Annotated in this window: 16 protein-coding genes and 1 tRNA gene; 9 read left to right on the forward strand and 8 right to left on the reverse strand. The window is 34.2% G+C overall.

From position 1 onward, the window contains the following. Positions 1-223: 223 nt before the first annotated feature. Positions 224-1,066 (reverse strand): hypothetical protein, encoded by an 843-nt coding sequence (locus KF896_03810; GenBank protein MBX3042822.1) that lies wholly within the window; start codon positions 1,064-1,066, stop codon positions 224-226. A gap of 238 nt (positions 1,067-1,304) precedes the next feature. Between KF896_03810 and KF896_03815 the strand changes: the two genes are divergently transcribed. Continuing rightward, positions 1,305-2,444, forward strand: a complete 1,140-nt coding sequence (locus KF896_03815; protein MBX3042823.1) for an acyl-CoA dehydrogenase — start codon at positions 1,305-1,307, stop codon at positions 2,442-2,444. Positions 2,445-2,467: 23 nt separating this feature from the next. Beyond that, positions 2,468-5,710, forward strand: coding sequence for a methylmalonyl-CoA mutase family protein (locus KF896_03820; GenBank protein MBX3042824.1), 3,243 nt, complete (start codon positions 2,468-2,470; stop codon positions 5,708-5,710). A 106-nt stretch (positions 5,711-5,816) separates the two neighbouring features. Here the strand turns inward: KF896_03820 and KF896_03825 are convergent, their stop codons facing one another. The 6 genes from KF896_03825 to KF896_03850 form a co-directional block, all read right to left on the reverse strand. Further along, on the reverse strand, positions 5,817-6,110 hold the full coding sequence (locus KF896_03825) for a type II toxin-antitoxin system RelE/ParE family toxin (protein ID MBX3042825.1): 294 nt from the start codon (positions 6,108-6,110) through the stop codon (positions 5,817-5,819). Positions 6,111-6,112: 2 nt separating this feature from the next. After that, positions 6,113-6,340 (reverse strand): addiction module protein, encoded by a 228-nt coding sequence (locus KF896_03830; GenBank protein MBX3042826.1) that lies wholly within the window; start codon positions 6,338-6,340, stop codon positions 6,113-6,115. A 69-nt stretch (positions 6,341-6,409) separates the two neighbouring features. After that, positions 6,410-7,018, reverse strand: coding sequence for a hypothetical protein (locus KF896_03835; GenBank protein ID MBX3042827.1), 609 nt, complete (start codon positions 7,016-7,018; stop codon positions 6,410-6,412). Then, positions 7,015-9,075 (reverse strand): T9SS type A sorting domain-containing protein, encoded by a 2,061-nt coding sequence (locus tag KF896_03840; protein ID MBX3042828.1) that lies wholly within the window; start codon positions 9,073-9,075, stop codon positions 7,015-7,017. The genes KF896_03835 and KF896_03840 overlap by 4 nt, the downstream gene beginning before the upstream one ends. Before the next feature lie 89 nt (positions 9,076-9,164). Then, positions 9,165-10,379, reverse strand: coding sequence for a T9SS type A sorting domain-containing protein (locus KF896_03845; protein MBX3042829.1), 1,215 nt, complete (start codon positions 10,377-10,379; stop codon positions 9,165-9,167). After that, the gene (locus KF896_03850) at positions 10,343-10,840 is read right to left on the reverse strand and encodes a hypothetical protein (protein ID MBX3042830.1); all 498 of its coding nucleotides are present in this window, start codon (positions 10,838-10,840) and stop codon (positions 10,343-10,345) included. The genes KF896_03845 and KF896_03850 overlap by 37 nt, the downstream gene beginning before the upstream one ends. Positions 10,841-11,115: 275 nt before the next feature. On the opposite strand from KF896_03850, the gene apaG reads away from it, so the two are divergent. The 5 genes from apaG (at position 11,116) to KF896_03875 (ending at position 14,528) form a co-directional block, all read left to right on the forward strand. Continuing rightward, complete coding sequence (apaG, locus tag KF896_03855; protein ID MBX3042831.1) at positions 11,116-11,517, forward strand: Co2+/Mg2+ efflux protein ApaG; 402 nt, start codon at positions 11,116-11,118, stop codon at positions 11,515-11,517. Continuing rightward, on the forward strand, positions 11,514-12,077 hold the full coding sequence (locus KF896_03860) for a hypothetical protein (GenBank protein ID MBX3042832.1): 564 nt from the start codon (positions 11,514-11,516) through the stop codon (positions 12,075-12,077). Before apaG ends, KF896_03860 begins: the two co-directional genes overlap by 4 nt. Before the next feature lie 139 nt (positions 12,078-12,216). After that, entirely contained in the window at positions 12,217-12,849 is a 633-nt protein-coding gene (locus KF896_03865; GenBank protein ID MBX3042833.1) for a threonylcarbamoyl-AMP synthase, read from the forward strand. Positions 12,850-12,953: 104 nt separating this feature from the next. Beyond that, complete coding sequence (locus KF896_03870; GenBank protein ID MBX3042834.1) at positions 12,954-13,439, forward strand: Cys-tRNA(Pro) deacylase; 486 nt, start codon at positions 12,954-12,956, stop codon at positions 13,437-13,439. Positions 13,440-13,445: 6 nt separating this feature from the next. Next, positions 13,446-14,528 carry a WG repeat-containing protein gene (locus tag KF896_03875; GenBank protein MBX3042835.1) on the forward strand — a complete coding sequence of 361 codons (1,083 nt, stop codon included), beginning with the start codon at positions 13,446-13,448 and terminating at the stop codon, positions 14,526-14,528. A 59-nt stretch (positions 14,529-14,587) separates the two neighbouring features. Here KF896_03875 and KF896_03880 read toward each other — a convergent pair. Further along, a tRNA-Leu gene (locus KF896_03880) sits at positions 14,588-14,672 on the reverse strand. A gap of 130 nt (positions 14,673-14,802) precedes the next feature. Here KF896_03880 and hemW point away from each other — a divergent pair. Both hemW and KF896_03890 read left to right on the forward strand, forming a co-directional pair. After that, complete coding sequence (gene hemW / locus KF896_03885; GenBank protein MBX3042836.1) at positions 14,803-15,945, forward strand: radical SAM family heme chaperone HemW; 1,143 nt, start codon at positions 14,803-14,805, stop codon at positions 15,943-15,945. 108 nt (positions 15,946-16,053) lie between these two features. Beyond that, the gene (locus tag KF896_03890) at positions 16,054-19,086 is read left to right on the forward strand and encodes a VCBS repeat-containing protein (protein ID MBX3042837.1); all 3,033 of its coding nucleotides are present in this window, start codon (positions 16,054-16,056) and stop codon (positions 19,084-19,086) included. Positions 19,087-19,127 lie beyond the last annotated feature (41 nt).

Here is a 19,127-nt window from a genome sequence, read left to right on the forward strand (position 1 = left end):
TGTAACTACTCAGAAGTATCGTTTTTCAAAGGGATAAAGCCCTTTGTTACTGTATTCCGCAACCGCTATAGCAGTACGCAAATAAAAATATAAATGCAAAATTTTGTGAATAACAACATATTTACAATTAAAATATTACATTGGCAATAATATAAATAGAATATTTGATAATTTTGACTGAGTAGTTACAATAGATTTGAAATATTAGCTAATAATTAATATTCTAAAATCCAAGCCAACTAAGGATCGTTGTTACTGCAACCACCACAGCACCAATAACCCCTCCTAGATTACCAACTGCAACCCCATAAGAAGCTAGTAAAGAACGGTATGCAACAACTGGAACTGGTGAACCATCATCAATTGCCTTTGCAGCAGTCAATGCATCCATTATGGTCGCACCCGCTGCGGTATACCAACCTATCCATTCAGGATTTTCTTCATTATCGTAATCTTCTTTCCAGATATTCCACCCATTATTAGGATTATTAATAGCATCATCCCAATATACTAAACTAAATTTTGATACTGCAGTAGCTGAGAAAACAACTTTTTTCTCATGTTGAGAATAAGTTAAATTTGAAGATACTGAATTCTCAAGTAATTTTATTTGATTAATTGTAGCATCAACTTGATTAGAAGTTGAACAAGTAGCCATAGTTTGAAATAATTGATTTAAAGAATATGCAATGTTGCTTGAAAATTGTTCATACAAATATTCTTCAAAAGTTTGATTAGAATCAATTGCATCAATTATAAGTTGAAAATGTGCTTCATTTGAAGAAATCAATGCTGCTGGAAGTACTGTAATTGAATAAACCGAATCACAATAATTACTTATGTGAGTAGTTACTGAACTACCAAATGAAGCAGCACCAGTAGAACTTACGTATTGATTAATTACATAATCACCAATTTCATTATGCATATAGCCAATAGAATCGTATGGATTAACAGGGTTCCACAAATTATTGTATGACCCGCCAAAAGATAAAGGCTGTCCGTCAAAATTTTGATTAACAGACTTGTCAGAATCAGAGCATGATATTACAGTTATGCTTAGCAATATATATATATATATATATTGCACTTGGAAGATTTAAAATAACTCATCATAAAACCTTTTTATAAATTTAACAAATAAGTCCTGCACCAAAGTAAAAATATTTTATCAATCTACCAAGTTTAAAATGATTTATAATAAAAATATTTTAAAATATTATTCTTATAAAATATCTGACCGATTTAATAGTTATACATTGATTAATTTACATATATCATAATATTTATATCGGAGTCAAAAAATGAACTATCTTCTAACTGAAGAGCAATTAATGCTAAAAGACCTTGTCGCAAAATTCGGTAAAGAAAAAATAGCTCCTGTAGCTGCTGAAAATGAAAGAAACCACAGATTTCCTGCTGATATTATTGCAGAAGCCGGTGAAATGGGGCTTATGGGTGTTGCATTCCCGGATGAATATGGTGGTGCAGGTATGGATTTTGTTTCGTACTTCCTTACAGTTGAAGAATTATCCCGCTGGTGCGCCTCGACAGGTGTGATTGTATCGGCACATTCATCCCTTGTTTGCGACCCGATTTACAGATTCGGAACTGAAGAACAAAAACAAAAATATTTACCCGGATTGCTTAGCGGTCAAAAAATTGGTTCATTTTCATTGACGGAATCAAATGCCGGTTCTGATTCAGGTGCAACTCAGACTACAGCAAAATTTGACGGTACAAACTGGGTATTAAACGGCTCAAAATTATTTGCTACAAATGGTAAAGAAGCTGACATTTTTGTACTGATTGCCTCAACTGAACCATCATTAAAAACTCGCGGAGTTACTGCATTCATAGTTGAAAAGGAAACTCCGGGTTACAAAATCGGCAAAGTAGAACAAAAGCTTGGTATCCGCTCATCATCAACAACAGAAATTATTCTTGAAAATGTTGTGGTTCCGCCTTCAAATATGCTTGGCGAGCTAAATAAGGGATTCAAAGTTGCAATGACTACGCTTGATGGTGGTCGTATTGGTATTGCTGCACAAGGACTTGGAATAGCCCGAGCTGCAATTGAAGATTCGATTAAATATGCTAAAGAACGCTACCAATTTGACCAGCCGATTGCAAATTTCCAAGCTATTCAATGGATGATTGCAGATATGTGGGTTCGCTACGAAGCTGCTTGGCTATTGACCTGGCGAGCTGCAAAAATGAAACAGGAAGGTCTTGATTATAACCGCGAGGCAGCTATGGCTAAGCTCGACTCATCTGAAGTTGCTATGTTCTGTGCAAACCGTGCTATTCAGATTCATGGTGGCTACGGCTATACTGAAGATTTCAATGTTGAGCGTTATTATCGTGATGCAAAAATTTGCGAAATTTATGAAGGTACAAGCGAAATTCAGCGTCTTGTGATTTCACGCAGTTTGTTGAAATAATTTTTAGGATAAGCGGAGAAAGAATGCATAAGATTAGAGTAGTAACAGCGGCGGCATTGTTTGACGGGCATGATGTATCAGTAAATTTGTTCAGAAGGTTATTGCAAAAGCGTGGTGCTGAGGTTGTTCATATAGGTCATAACCGTAGTGTAAAAGAAGTTGTTACAGTCGCATTGCAGGAAGATGTGGATGCAATTTTGGTAAGTTCTTATCAGGGTGGGCATAACGAATATTTCAGATATATGGTTGATTTGCTTAAAGAATCCGGCGCTCCGAATATTTTGGTGTTTGGCGGTGGCGGTGGTGTGATTCTTCCTTCTGAAATTGAAGCACTTGAAAATTATGGAGTAACTCGAATTTATCACGCTGTTGATGGTCAGAAAATTGGAATTGACGGTATTGCAGATGATATTATCGCAAGAATTACAAAAAACATCGAAGAAAGCAGAAAAAATATTGAAATTTCTGAGGAGTTAATTTCTGCAAATAATTGTGAAAATCCTTTGACAATTTCCAAGCAATTAACTGTAATTGAAGATAATGATGATGAAATTCTTCGCAGCAATTTAAGAGAATTATATAAAAAATATGATAAAAATAAATCTCTTGTTTTTGGAGTTACAGGTACAGGTGGTAGTGGTAAAAGCTCTTTAATTGACGAGGTGATTGGTAAATTTTTGTCTTTTACTGATGCAAAAATTGGTGTTCTTGCAGTTGACCCTTCGAAATCCACAACGGGCGGCGCTTTACTTGGTGATAGAATCCGTTATAATCAAACTTTTAATGAAAGAGTTTACTTCCGCAGTTTTGCAACACGTAAAAGTAAAACCGAAATTTCACTTGGATTAAATGATTCAGTACTTGCTCTCAAGTCATGCGGTTATGATATTATTATTGTTGAAACCAGCGGAATTGGACAAGGCGATAGCAATATCACAGGAATCTCCGATAAATCTTTATATGTGATGACTTCAGAATTTGGGGCTCCTTCGCAGCTTGAAAAAATTGACATGCTTGATTTAGCTGATTTTGTGGCAATCAATAAATTCGAAAAGCGTGGCTCTGAAGATGCATACCGTGAGGTGAAAATTCATTTCCTCCGCAACCGCAATCTGAAAGTAGATAAAACTATTCCGCTTGATGAGCTCGAACTTCCGGTATATGCTTGCTCAAGTAATCAGTTCAACAATCCGGGGGTTAATCGCCTTTTCCGTGATATGCTGAATTTAGTGAGAGAAAATAATCCTGCTGTTAATGTGAAAGAAGATTTAATCTCAATGTTACCCACAAAATTTGACAGGTACAACGGATTAATCAGCCATGACAGAGTTTCCTATCTATCCGAAATTTCAGAAACTGTAAGAAATTATAAAAATCGTGCTTTAGAGCAGGTTCAGATTGCAAAATATGCGAATAGTTTAAAAACTTCTGCGGAGATAATTGAAAATTCACAGATTAAGGATGAAGTTCAAAAAGAATTTGATAAAAAATATAATGAATTAAGTGAAGATTCCAGAAAATTTTTAGAATCATGGACTCAGGTCAAAGATGATATGAGCCGTGAAGAGCTGAATTACACAATTATGGGTAAGGAATTTTGTATTAATCTTTATACAAAATCGCTTTCCGGTTCGATGATTCCGAAAGTTGCCCTTCCAAAATATGATGATTGGGCAAATTTGCTTAAATTTTATTATTTTGAAAATCTTCCGGGTTCATTTCCTTATACAGCCGGAGTATTTCCATTCAAGCGTACTACTGAAGACCCGAAGAGGCAATTTGCCGGCGAGGGCAGTCCGGAAAGAACTAACAAGCGATTCCATTATTTATGTGCAAATGATTCTGCAAAGAGATTATCAACTGCTTTTGACGGAATCACACTTTATGCCGAAGACCCTGCTGTTCAGCCGGATATTTACGGAAAAATAGGCGAAGCCGGCGTTTCGATTTGCAATATTGATGATATGAATGTTCTGATGAGAGGATTTGACTTGATACATCCACTAACATCAGTATCAATGACGATAAATGCACCTGCTCCGATAATGGTTGCATTCTTCTTTATGACTGCATTTCGTCGCGAGCTTGAAAAAGTGAAATCAAGTGGAAAATTACTAACTGATCCTGAAATTGAACAGCTGAAAATTGATACTTTCCGAAAAATTCGCGGAACTGTTCAGGCGGATATGCTGAAAGAGGACCAGGCGCAGAATACAATTATTTTCTCAATTGATTTTGCAATGAAAATGATTGGCGACTTGCAGGAGTACTTATCTAAAAATCGCATAATGAATTATTATTCTTTATCAATTAGCGGTTATCATATTGCGGAAGCCGGTGCTAATCCAATTACACAGCTTGCTTTTACACTTGCTAACGGATTTACTTACGTGGAATATTTCCTTAATCGCGGGCTTAAAGTTGATGAATTTGCACCGAATTTGTCCTTCTTCTTCTCAAATGGTATGGATCCTGAATATTCTGTAATAGGGCGAGTTGCCCGAAGAATTTGGGCTGTAGCTATGAAATATCGCTATGGTGCAAATGATAAAAGTCAGAGATTAAAGTATCACATTCAGACTTCCGGCAGGTCGCTTCACGCTCAGGAAATTGATTTTAACGATATTCGTACCACATTACAGGGCTTACTTGCGTTCTATGATAATTGTAATTCACTGCATACAAATTCTTATGATGAGGCAGTTACAACTCCAACGGAAGAGTCAGTAAGACGCTCAATGGCAATTCAGCTTATCCTTTCAAAAGAATTTGGTATGCTGAAAAATGAGAATCCAAACCAAGGTTCATTTATTATCGAAGAATTAACTGATTTGGTGGAAGAAGCTGTACTGATGGAATTTAACCGTCTTTCAAGGCGTGGTGGAGTTCTTGGTGCTATGGAAACACAATATCAACGCTCGAAAATTCAGGAAGAATCTATGTATTATGAATTCCAAAAGCAGACGGGCGAATATCCTATAATCGGCGTGAATACTTATCTGAATGAAAGTGAGAGTAATCCTTATGAATCTATGCAGGTTATACGTACAAGTGATGATGAGAAACGGCAGAGAATCAATGAAGTTAATGCTTTCAAATCTAAAAATGAAGCTAATTTAGAATCTGCTCTTGACCGCTTACGTACAACTGCACTGAAAAATGGCAACATTTTTGAAGAACTATTAAATACAGTTCAATACGCAACTATGGGACAAATTACTCAAGTACTATATGAAATTGGCGGAAAATATAGAAGAGGAATGTAGTACAATTGATAATTGATAATTGAAAATTTAAATTAATGGACTTGGCTTTTTGAGGTTAAGTCCATTTTTTGTTTGGAATGAAATATCTAAATTGAATTCACCTGATTTATACTCTATTTTTCCAATAATCTGGTTTTCTTTTAGAGTGCATTATTGCAACAATAACAATTTTCTTCTTATCAATAAAGTAAATAATATTATATGGAAATCGCTTACATGGGCATTTTCGGGTTCTATCAGACAACTTTTTCCATAGATATGGAAAATAAATAATACGTTTAATTGATTTTTTAACTTCCTCTGCAAATTCGTTTCCCAATTCGCCAAGTTGCTTGTTATAGTATTGAACGGCTTCCTTTAATTCGTTTTCTGCAGGTTCGAGAAATGTAACTTTATACATTTTTAAGTTAGTTTTAATCTGTTGAAAACTATTTCGGAATCAACTTCTTTAATATCACCTTTGATGTAAGAATCAATTCTTTTTTCAGATTCAACCGCCCAGGAAATTGATACTTCATCATGAGAATCAGAATCAAAACTTGTAATTAGCTTATCAATGATTTCTAATCTTTCAATTGGTAAAAGTGAAAGTAAATCAGCTACTAATTCATCTTTTTGTAAAGTTTGCATATTTAAAATTCCTTAATATTTATATCTAATATAAACGAGTAGATATAATGAATATTATTGTTAATTATTTCAGTCCTTGATATTATAACTAATCAATTCTTTTTCAGATTTTTTGATAAAAACGCCCTTTTGTGAATGACTATTCTCTAAATGCTCTATTTTAATTAAACCAACTCCTGGTGAACAATAATGATAATCATCGAATCCGTGACCTGTGCCCATTCTAGCATAAAATTTGTACTTAATGCATCTAAATTTACCAGCCCGAACAGTTATTGTCGTATCAATATTTTCAACTTTGCAAAGACCAAAATCCGATGAATAAAAATCACCAACATTACAGGGATACGTGTATATCAAGTAATGGTTTAATTTGTAATTTGGGTCAACATAAGAAAGTAAACTGTCATTTATATATCCGAAACTAAATATTCGACTAAAGTACTTTATATAAGAAAATCTAAAGTCATCAATAATTGTATCGCTCAATACCTTTATTGTATCCATTTTATATTTGACTAAACTATCCTCACCCTTTACTTCGTATTCTTGATAAATCCAAATATTTCCCTTGTCAAGAGGAAGTATTCTCTTGATTTTTGATGGTTCCGTCGGATTATCACAACATTGCAATAACAATATTACTGATATTACGATTAAATAATGAATTTTTCTCATCTCACTACCATAAATTTTTGTGAATAATTTCCTATTCGAATGAAATACACTCCTGCGGGTAGTTTCTCTACATTCATCCGATGACTGGCAGTCATCGGATGAATTTTTTCGGACATTACCTCAATTCCATGTACATCAAAAATTTGAACTTTATAAACTTCGGAAGTTTCCAAAACTTCCGAAGTTTGAATTGTGATGAAATCGCTTGCAGGGTTAGGAAATATCCTATTATCAAAAGGATTTATAATTTCTTCATGATTTACTTTTGTCAGAAAATCGGATTTGAAAACACCATCATATTTTGTTCCTATATAAGCATTATTATTATCTCCAAATGTAATATCAGTAATGATAATACGACCAATTGATGTATCATTTAATGGGAGCCATTTGTTACCATTATCCTTAGAAAAATAAATCTGATTATTTCCAGTTGAATAATATAGAATATTGTTATTATCAATCTCCATGAATCTCACACCATCATTTGGTGAATCAAGAGTTGTGAAAGTTTTACCGAAATCAACAGACCTGAAAACCGCATCACCACCCTGCCAGGCATTCATACTTATAAACAAATCGCCATTAGCATTAAAATTGACAAAAGTACCATAATTTTCAGGTACATCAACAGGTAGTTTCCGAAATGAATTACAATTGTCATCAGAAAAATAAACACCTTCATGATAAGTACCAACAAGTACATATTTGTTCTGATAAGTTGCAATTGAAACAATTTGATAAACATTCAAATCAATTGTATGCCAAGAAACTCCATTGTCATCTGAATAATACAAATATCTGCCACTGGCATAAATTCTACCGTCGTCAGATTCTGCAAAACAAGTATTTGTTTCAGAGTCAGTTTCAAGATTTTCAATAATATTCCATGTTTGACCTTCATCTTTTGATAGAAGCACACCAATTTCACTGGAAGCATACAGATTACCGGATTTTGAGTATAAAATTGCTGTACTCTCAATATCCGAACTTATTGGTAATTCTAATTGCTCCCATTCGATTCCGGAATTTGTCGTTCGGAATATTCCGCTTGTTGTGGATGCAAAGACATTACCTTTTTGACTAATAGCAATTTGATTCACATTTGAATTAATAATCCCAATGTTCTTTTTTTCTCCTGAATTTTTAGCAATATCATAACATATTACGCCATTACTCCAGGTAGCTGCAAAAATATAATCATCTTTATTTGTAAGCGATTGAGACAGTACTTTTGGAAATCCATCGAGTATAATCCATGTATTACCACCATCGGACGAGCGACAAACTAAACTATCACCAGTAATATATGCATCGCCATTTTCGTCAATCATAACAGCCGTCACATAATTAATTGGGATTGAGTCTTCCACAGGCAGCCAAGTTAAGCCAAGGTCGTTTGATATATATACAATATTTCCAATTCCAACTGCAATAAAGTTGTTGAATATTTTATTATATGCAGTATAAAATATGCCCCTCCTGAATTCAGCATCATTGATTATAATTCCAGACCAGTCTTTCCCGTTATTTGTTGAACGGGTTATACCATTGCTGTAAAAAGACATAATTATAACATTATTAGAATCAAAACTAATTTGCGAAAAATTTCGGGTATAAATCGTTTTCCACGTTAGTCCTTTGTCGGTAGAAAGGTGCAATCCGCCATAAAATAATTTAGCATAAATATTCCCATTTGCATCAATTTCAATATTTTCAACATCCATATCAAGAAAATTTGGTTCTCTTAATATTTTAATAAAATTCATATTGGTATCAAATAATGATATGCCTCCGGAAGTATTTCCCAAATAATAATTATTATCCGAATCGAAAGCAATAGCAGAAATTTTTGAAGCAATTTTCTCCCAATTATTTCCATTATCTTTTGAACGGAACAAAAAGGAATTTGAAGAAATTGCAAATAAATTTCCCTGCTTATCTTTGGTAATATAAGACAGTTGCCCGGAGTATGGACCATTTGTCTGTTCCCAAACAGTTTGAGAATTAAGACTTATTGAAACAAGAAACAAAACGAAAAATACTACATACTTCATGATTTTTCTCCATAATTTTTTCTACTTCTTTCAAACTTCTCTCATTACATTCATCCGATGACTGGCAGTCATCGGATGAATTGATTCCTTCACATCTTCACAAATTTCTCTACACGAGTACCAATTCTAATGAAATACACTCCTGCGGGTAGTTTCTTGACATTCATCCGGTGATTGGAAGTCATAGGATGTATTGATTCGGACATTACCTTTATTCCCAACACATCGAATATCTGAATTTTTGAAACTTCGGAAGTTTCCAAAACTTCCGAAGTTTGGATAGTGATGAAATCGCTTGTGGGATTGGGAAATAAAACTAATTCATTCTTATTTTGATATTCAGTAACATCTGTTGTGGTCATATCAAATTTAGCGATGAAAATTTCCAAATTTAAAGATACATCAAAGGTGAAATCACCACCAAAAGAAATAGAATCTGTAAAATCGCCGGATATTATTAACTTATCATTGTTATCAATGCAAAAACTTCTTGGTGCAATCCACTTTGGTACAGGAATTCCATAAGCTCTTGATATATTGCTTATTGCTTCGGTTTGAATTATAAATATGCCCCTTTTATCTAAACCTAAAATCTCTTCTTTTCTACTATTGAATTTTTTCCCTTCCTGTATTTTTCCATAAACATAGCATCTATTTTTATGAGCTTTCAAGTATGAAAATTCTAAACCACCTACTGAACCAGCAATTGTCTCAGCCCAGATACATTTACCGTCCCTATCGTGTTTTGTTATGAATGACGCTCCGTTGTATCCGGCATCTATTTCAAAACCATTATCTAAAAGTATTTTGCCATTTGAAATGTTTCCAACAAAATAAAAATTTCCTAATTCATCTAAATCAAAATCGGAAATTCCTAAGCCTGAATGATTTACCAATTTTGTAAAATCAAATGTTTTTGCCCACAGCAATTTTCCATTTTCATCATATCTTACCATCAGCCATTTATTAACAGCATTTTTATTTTCAAAACTAATTGAATCTTCAATAATAACCGAGTTTGAAAAAGACATGATAACATTCATATTATTATCAGAGTCAGTCTTAATAGCAGGAATATATACTGAATTTGTACTGTCATTTTCAACTGCTGAAGTGAAGTTTTTAGTGTAAATGAGGTCGCCATTTTTACTGTATTTAGCTATAAAATGACCTAATTCTCCATTTTTAGTATATTTTTCATTTTCGATATGCAGAGTGTCACTTATATACTCTCCTGCTAATATTACATTACCTGCATTATCAACTGTTAAATTTGTAGGGTTGTCAGCATATTTACTTCCCATAGTTTTAGCCCATAACAACTTACCATCTGTATCAAATTTTCAATGAATATATCGTCATTACCCTCTCCTTTGAGCTCAACTCCATTACTAAATTTCATGCCAGATGATTCAAATCTGCTGCTTACATAGAAATTACCTTCATTGTCTGAAGCCAAAAATAATTCAATACTCGTAGTTGAAATATAAATTCGATCAACCCAAATGCACTTCCCATCAGGTGAATACTTTGCTATGAAATAACTGTTCTTCCAGTCCTTTATAAGTTTGATACCATTATTAAAATAAAGTGTATCTGATGAATAGTAGCCGACAACAAAAATATTACCATCATTATCTGTATCAATCACTGCTGAACTCTCCCAATCGAATCCACGAATCAATTCAGCCCACTCGACTTGCTGAGCATCCATTTTTGAAAACAACGAAAATGCTATTATCAATAAAAGGCAAAATCTTTTCATATTCCACTCCTTTTGTAGTACATTATTTGTACTAAAAACTTTTTTCATAATTGTCAAAAAGTCAATTGCAATATAATAAAAAATTGATTATTTTAAAATGAAAATTTCTATTTTTAATTCAAAATATACAATTCGATATTTCTATATTAACGAATATCATATTTTATCTAACAGATTTTTTTAATTTTCTTCAATTATTCACAAATTCTTAAAATAATATTTCTTAAAATACGAATAAGACTATGTGAATGTAGTACAAATTGCTAATTAATACTTTGAATACAAGTTCGGATGTAACAACTAATGGAATCAGAGTAAGGGTATTTCCCCAGTACATACCTGCGAGTCAAACTCCCGGAGATGGCAGGTATTATTTTGCTTATACTGTAATTATTTCAAATGTAGGCTCTGACTGGGCTAAACTTCTTTCGCGACACTGGATAATTATTAATTCAGAAGGTGATCCTGAAGAAGTAATCGGTGAAGGAGTTGTTGGCTATTTTCCGGAGCTGAATCCTGGTGAATCATTCACATACACGAGTTTTTGCCCCCTTAACACCGAATGGGGCACCATGGAAGGCGAATATCAATTTGTTGGCAAAAGCGGAGAAATGTTTGTTGCCAAAATTGGTAGATTTTATCTTGTTAACTCTACTGATATAGAGGTCGGCGAATGATAAATTCAATCGGCAATTATTATCCCGATATTTCTGTTACAAGAGTTAGAAGCACATATGGATTTACAGATGTTGATGAAAATAAAATTGCCAATACTAAATTTACCGATAAATTAAGTGAAGATAAATTTACAAAATCAAATAATTCTGCTGATGAATTATCAAGCGAAGAAAAGAAATTAGTCGAACGTTTGAAGCGAATCGAGCAGCAGGTAATAGCCCACGAGCAGGCACATATTGCCGCAGGAGGAGGTCTTGTAAGGGGTGGTGCTTCTTACAGCTATCAATCAGGACCTGACGGGAAGCGTTACATAGTTGGCGGAGAGGTTCAAATTGATGCTTCTCCTTTGCCTGATGACCCTGAAGGCACTATTTCGAAGATGCAACAAGTCAGACGTGCTGCTTTAGCTCCATCTGACCCATCGCCTCAGGACAGAGCTGTCGCAAATGAAGCATCAAAAAATGAGATGAGTGCAAGAATGGAATTATCCCGCATGCAAATGGAAAAATTCAACAGTAATTTGAATATAACACCTGAATTTGTAAATGCCTATGCTTAATGTCTTTAGATGTATCGGATATGAATTTAGTGTATAATAATATTATATATTAAAATTATTTAAAAATAAAAATTATACTTACAAGTTAAGTAATAAAATTCAGAATTACTATTTAGTAAACTATTAAAGAGGAGTTATAATGTCAGCATTAGTTTTAAATATACATCAGGAAACCCCTGAAGCTAATAAAATCGAGAAAGTAGTATCAGCAATTCGCGATGGAGCCGTAATTCTCTACCCTACAGATACACAATTTACTTTGGGTTGCGCCTTATCAAATAAGGAGGCAATCTCCAGACTTCGTAGCATTAGACAGCTTCCTGATAATCAGTCTCTTACTTTTCTTTGCGACTCATTATCAAATGTTTCGGAATTTGCTAAAGTCAGTGATGAGGCATATAAACTAATCAAACGATTGATACCCGGACCTTATACATTTATTCTTCCGGCATCAAAACTTGTCCCAAAATTTGCCCAGAATCCTAAGCGCTTAACTGCCGGTATAAGAGTTCCACAAAATAATTTGTCTCAGGCATTATTGAAATCGCATGGCTTTCCGATAATTTCAATTTCAGCAAAATTACCTGACAAGAATTTCGAGCATCCTGATGAAATTATTGAAGCTTTCTCAAAGTTTGTTGATATTGCTGTAAGCTCCGATAAATATTCTTTCGAAGGCGAGTCAAGTATTATTGATTTAACTAGCGATGAATTCCAGATACTTAGAGAAGGTGCAGGAATGAGCAAATTACGTGAATTTATAAATGAATAATTTCTTGCATACGGCTTCGTTAAGATTTAATAGTAAAACTGATATAATTCTGCGAAGCCGTATATTTTTTTGTAGAGAAAATATATAAATAAAATTGATTTCAAATGTCAAAAGAAAAATTTCCGGTTACACCCGCAATCAGATTTTTGAGGGATAATAAGGCAGCTTATGATGAATATCTTTATGAATATAAAGAGCATGGCGGCACAGCACAATCAGCTGAGGAATTAGGTGTTGATGAACACAATGTAGTGAAGACCTTAATTTTCAAATCCGACAGAGATATTATCTGCGTACTGCAACATGGAGATTTGGAGGTTTCTGTCAAAGAGCTTGCACGTCAGATAGGTTCTAAATTGATAGAGCAGTGCGACGAAAAAACGGCTTTTAATCACACGGGTTATAAATTTGGTGGGACAAGTCCATTCGGGCTTAGAAAGAAAACTAATATTTATGCCGAAAGTACAATTTTGAACTTAGATAAGATTTATATAAATGGTGGTAAGCAAGGTTTTTTAATAGGTATAAATCCTGATTTACTGATTAAATTATTGAATGTTTACCCTGTTGATGTGGCAATTATAAAATAGGAAATTATGAAGAAATTTTTGCAAATATTATTAGTATCAATCATCTTTGCCAATATTGGCAATGCAATTTCGAAGCCTTTAGCAGCGTATAAAGTAGATAATCTATGGTATATAATTGATGAGGAAGGTAAAGCAATATTCAATCCGATAAATTTAAAATTTGTAGCAGGCTACTCAGAAGGATTCTATAAAGTTTACCTCGAAATTGATAGTATCAAAATCTGGGGCTTTATGAACGACAAAGGTGAAGTTGCAGTTCCTATGTGTGATGACGTCAGGTTATTCCGAAATGGAATGGCGATGATTAGCGATTTGATTGACAAAGATTCAGAGCTCCGTTTATTCGGATTTATAAACAAAGAAGGGAAAATGATTGTCCCAAAAGAATTTTTAGATGCTGTTGATTATTCCGAAGGTCTGGCATGGGTAATGAATCGTGACTACCGCGGTTATGTGGATACAACCGGAAAAATGGTAATACCTTGGGATACAACCGGATTTGGCTCTGCTTTCAATGAGGGATTAGCCGCAATGACAAATAAAGATGACAGATTTGGATTTATTAATAAAAAGGGTGAAGTTGTTATTCCATACCAATATGATGAAGTAACAAATTTTGTCAACGGACTTGCAAGGGTTAATATTCTTGGTAAATGGGGATTTATTAATCAAAAAGGTGAACTCGAAATAGAAGCTGATTATGATTTTGCACTTGATTTCGTCGAAGGTTTCTGTTTTGTCGGAGTTCCGGAGAGAAATGCCACAAACTATAAGCCGAATTGGGGTATAATCAATCGTGGCGGTGGCAAAGTTGTAGATTTCCGTTATGAGGATATAAGAGATTTCCATCAAGGTCTTGGAGCAGTTCTCGAAGATGGCAAATGGAAAATTATTGACTATTTTGGAAATAAAGTAGTAGAAAAGGAATTTGATAATATTGAGTCATTCAGAGATGGTCTGGCTTGGGCTGTAGATGGTGATAAATCAGGCTTCATTGACCCTACGGGTGAATTTAATATAGTCATACCAGAAGAAGCTGAAGTGCTTCTGGATTTAAGACTCAATAAATTAGTTAAAAACAAAAAGTAAACGAAAGCAACCAATACCAAAAACAAAAGGCTGTGATTAATCTCACAGCCTTTTGTTTGTACTCAGAGGGGGAATCGAACCCCCACGGGCGTAAAGCCCACAGGATTTTAAGTCCTGTGCGTCTACCAATTCCGCCACCTGAGCATCCGAAATAGGAATACAAAAATAACACTTTTTTGTGAATTGAAAAAATATTTTTTCAATAATGATGAATTTTGATAAAATATGCATTAGATTTTGATTAGATATATATATTTATTATTACTTTTGAACTATGAAAAAATACGGCATATATATACATTTTCCATATTGCGTGCATAAGTGTTCCTATTGCGATTTTTATTCTATTGAAAATCTCAACTCAAGAAATAAATTCACAAAACTGCTCACCAAAGAAATTGAAATGAAGTTCGCTGAATTTAGTGATGAAATTCTAGTGGATTCAATTTTCATAGGTGGAGGCACACCTTCACTGATGAAACCACATCATATCGAACCGGTGTTTAAAATAATCAGAGATAATGTGACACTTACTTCAGATTGCGAAATAACTATGGAATGCAATCCGGGTACTATAGATGTTAAATTCCTCACTGTTTATAAAGAGCTGGGTGTAAACAGGATAAGTTTTGGTGTTCAATCCTTTATTGAAGCAGAATTGAAATTTCTGGAACGCATTCATTCTAAAGATGATATTGCAAAGTCTGTTAAATTGGCAAGAGAAGTTGGATTCTCGAATATCAGTATTGATTTAATGTTCGCACTTCCTAATCAAACTCCTGATAATTGGTATTACAATCTAAATAAAGCAATTGAACTTGAAACAAATCATATATCCGCATACAGTCTGATTTATGAACCCGGAACTCCTCTATATGAAGATTATAAATCAGGAAAAATAGTTCCTCAAAACGATGAAAGTGATTCTGAGCTTTATTTCATGACAAATGAGGTGCTATCAAAAGCAGGTTTTATGCAATATGAAGTATCCAATTATGCAAAATCGGGCAGTAAATGCAGGCATAATTTAAGATATTGGAGTGGTGATGAATATTTCGGATTCGGTCCTTCAGCACATAGTTATATCGGTGAAAGAAGAGCCTGGAATTACAGAAGTAACGACAAATATTTCCAATCTCTTGAAAATGGGAATTTCCCGATTGAAGGGTTTGAAGATTTAAGTAGGAACCAGATGATTTTTGAAAAAATTTATTTAGGTCTTCGAGCCGAAGGAATAAATTTTGATGAATTTGCAAATTTCTATAAAATTGATTTATTTAAATGTCATAGAAATTATATCGAGAAATTAATTTCAGAAGGATTTGCAGAATTAAATAGCGGAATTTTGAAGCTCACAAATAAAGGGTATTTTACCGGAGATAATATCACGGTAAAGTTTGCATCTGCAATTGAGTAATTATAAAAACTATAATATCTGAAATAAATAATCTAAAATTTTTATATTTCAAAATTTTTAGTTAAAATTGTAATTATTGTAAATTCAAATTATAAAAAGGAAATTATTATGAAGCACATTTTTACAATTATAATTTCATTTTTCATTTTGTCATTATCATCAACATTTTCTCAATACGGGAATTTTCAAATGGATAACGGCAATATAAGAGGTTATTATGGGAACAATCCTAATTACGAGGAAACTGTTATTCTAAAACCGCCTGTACCCGGAATTGCAAAAAAGTTGTTTCTATATTTGAGTGGCACTCAGGCAAACCGGGATACAATCTGGGTTGTTGGTGACCCTACTGATGGCACATTGCCTCCATCTATGTGGTGTCAGTATATAAATACACATAATGCATACGTCATTGATTATCCGGGAACTCCCGGATGGTATGAAATTGACTTATCAGGGATTACACCACAGAATGGCAAAGATGGCTTGATGGTAGGCGGAATCAATGCAGTAGCAATTCAACATATTATTAAGCCGGGAGGACCATATTTTACTTTGGACAGACAAGAGCAGACTGCAGCCACAGCAAATTCTTTCTTAAATGATGTTTATAAACCTAATCCTCAATTCTATAACATAGCCGGAACAATTATTTCATTAGCTCAAGGAAGGTATATAGTCAGACTTGAAATGGATTATCAATTCAAAGATAGCGAAGGTAAACCCGGCGAGAAGCCCGAACCTTCGCTTCCTGATGTAACAGTCCTGCGCGGGCTTGTAAATACAAGCAATACTCCGATTATATCTGAAATGGCTTCAGTAGCAGATTTTAATCATGATGGTTATGATGATATTGCAATAAAAGGCAGCTACTTTTTAAATAATGGTGATGGCACTTTCGAGAATATTTCATCAAAAATTAATGTTAACAATAGCGGTTCAATCTGGGCAGATATTGACAATGATGGCTTTATGGACTTTTATGCAAATCGTGGAGGTGCTAACGACAGAATTTATTGGGGTAAATCTGACGGAACTTATGAGGAAAGTTCCGAAAATGTTTTCTCAACAGATTCTCCAACAGTTTCTCCATTACTTCTTGATTATGACGGCGATGGACTTTTAGATATATTTATTGCTAAAGGTCGCCGTGAGTCAGGTGGTCAGGAAACTTATTTTCAGGATAAATTATACAAAAATCTTGGTAATAGAAAATTTAGAGATGTTACATTAGAGTCCGGTATTGCTGCGGCTGAACCGGCACCGTTTCTTGATACATGGGGGGCTACGGTTTGCGATTACAATTCGGACGGCAAACCTGATATTTTTGTAGCAACTTACAGATTAGCTCCTGATTTACTTTACAGAAATAACGGCGATGGCACATTTACAGAGGTTGGCAGGGCAACAGGTGTTCGTGGTGCACCGACATATTATGATAATTATTTTGGTCATGGAATGGGTGCAGACTGGGGAATGTTGACTTTGGGAGATAATGACCCTGATTTGGTAGTTGGAAATCTCAGCCATCCTGATTCTCGCGCATTGTCTTCTAATCCATCACTGGTTTGGGCTAATAATACCGGCGGGAATATTTTTTCTGATGTAACAAGAATGACTTCTCTCGGGTTCTACGAAATGAATGCAGGGATTATGGTTGCAGATTTAAACAATGATGCAAGGACTGATATTGTACATGCTCAATATGCATATTATAAAAAAGGGGATGGGCGTGATAAGAACTCGAGAGTTTATCTGAATGAACACGGTCATGGATTAGCACCTTTTTATCTCAGAGATATCACATGGGAATCAGGTGCGATTATCCACGGTGCATGGGTACCTGTGAGAGGTGACTTTGATAATAATGGCGGTGTGGATGTATTAATAGCCTCCAGCAATGAAAATGTGAAATTATTTGATAACCGGTTAACTCGCAGCAACTGGATTGCCTTTAAGCTTAAAGGAGACGGGAAAAATGTTAATCGTGACGGATACGGAAGCTCTGTTTCATTAAAAATGGAGGACGGCACACAAAGAATGGCTCAGCTTCCGGGAACTATACTTAATGGCAGAGCAGGACAAAGCAGCAATGACCTTCATTTTGGGTTGAAAAATGATGCAATTGTAAAAGAAGTAACCGTTAGATTTCAGGATGGCAAAACTCTTACTTTCGACAGTTTATTTGCGAATGTTAAATATCTAATTGATTATGATGGCAATATTTCAAATATTACTTCTTATAAGCCAATCCTTATATTACCTGAAAATGGAAGTAAACTTGAAAAAGGTTCCACAGTAATATTTGAAGCACAATTGCTCGGGAATTACAAAGATTATACTTTTAAATTAATCAGATACTATGATAATCAATATGTCAGTTTTATTAATGGCGAATTACCAAGTGAACCGTCAAGATTCATTTCTACTTATTCTACTACGATTCCAGGTATCTATTTCTGGCAAATAATTTTGAAAGATGAAGATGGCAATGAAGTGAGTTCTGATGTCTGGAAATTTGAAATTATAGAACAAGCACAGCCAATTGTGAAATTATTAATACCGGAAAATAACTCTTCAAATATTTCAAGATTACCGCAATTATCCTGGACAAAAGTTGAAGGAATGAAAGCTGTTAATATTCAGTTATCAGAGGATAATTCGCTTACAAATTTAGTATTGGATGTTAAAATTGAGTCAGAAGATATGCCTTTATTATATTTGTTAGAAGAACCACTTAAAGCAAATACATTGTATTACTGGAGAGTAAGAGTTGCTGAGGAATTGAAAACTGATGGTGCAACAGATTGGAAGCCTTGGTCAAATGTATCCAGATTTACGACCGGAGAAGCTACTTCTGTAAATCAATCTAATGAAATCAGATTTGGCTTTACAAATGTATATCCTAATCCTTCTTCAGGAAATCTGAATATTGAATTTGAAGTGCCTTATTTTGCCAATTTGTCAATAGTTGTGTTTGATACAAACGGCAAATTAATCACAGATATAACTTCAGCATATTTTGAGCCCGGAGTCCATAATGTTCGATATGACTGTAGTAAACTGCCTTCAGGTGCATACGTCATCAAAATGTCTGATGGAATCAACATAAGAAGCGAAAAATTAAATATTGTCAGGTAAAACGGACTAATTTTTGGGAGAGTCCAATAACAAGTTGGACT

The sequence above is a fragment of the Ignavibacteriota bacterium genome, from assembly GCA_019637995.1.
In the GTDB taxonomy this organism is placed as follows: domain Bacteria; phylum Bacteroidota; class Ignavibacteria; order Kapaibacteriales; family UBA2268; genus JANJTB01.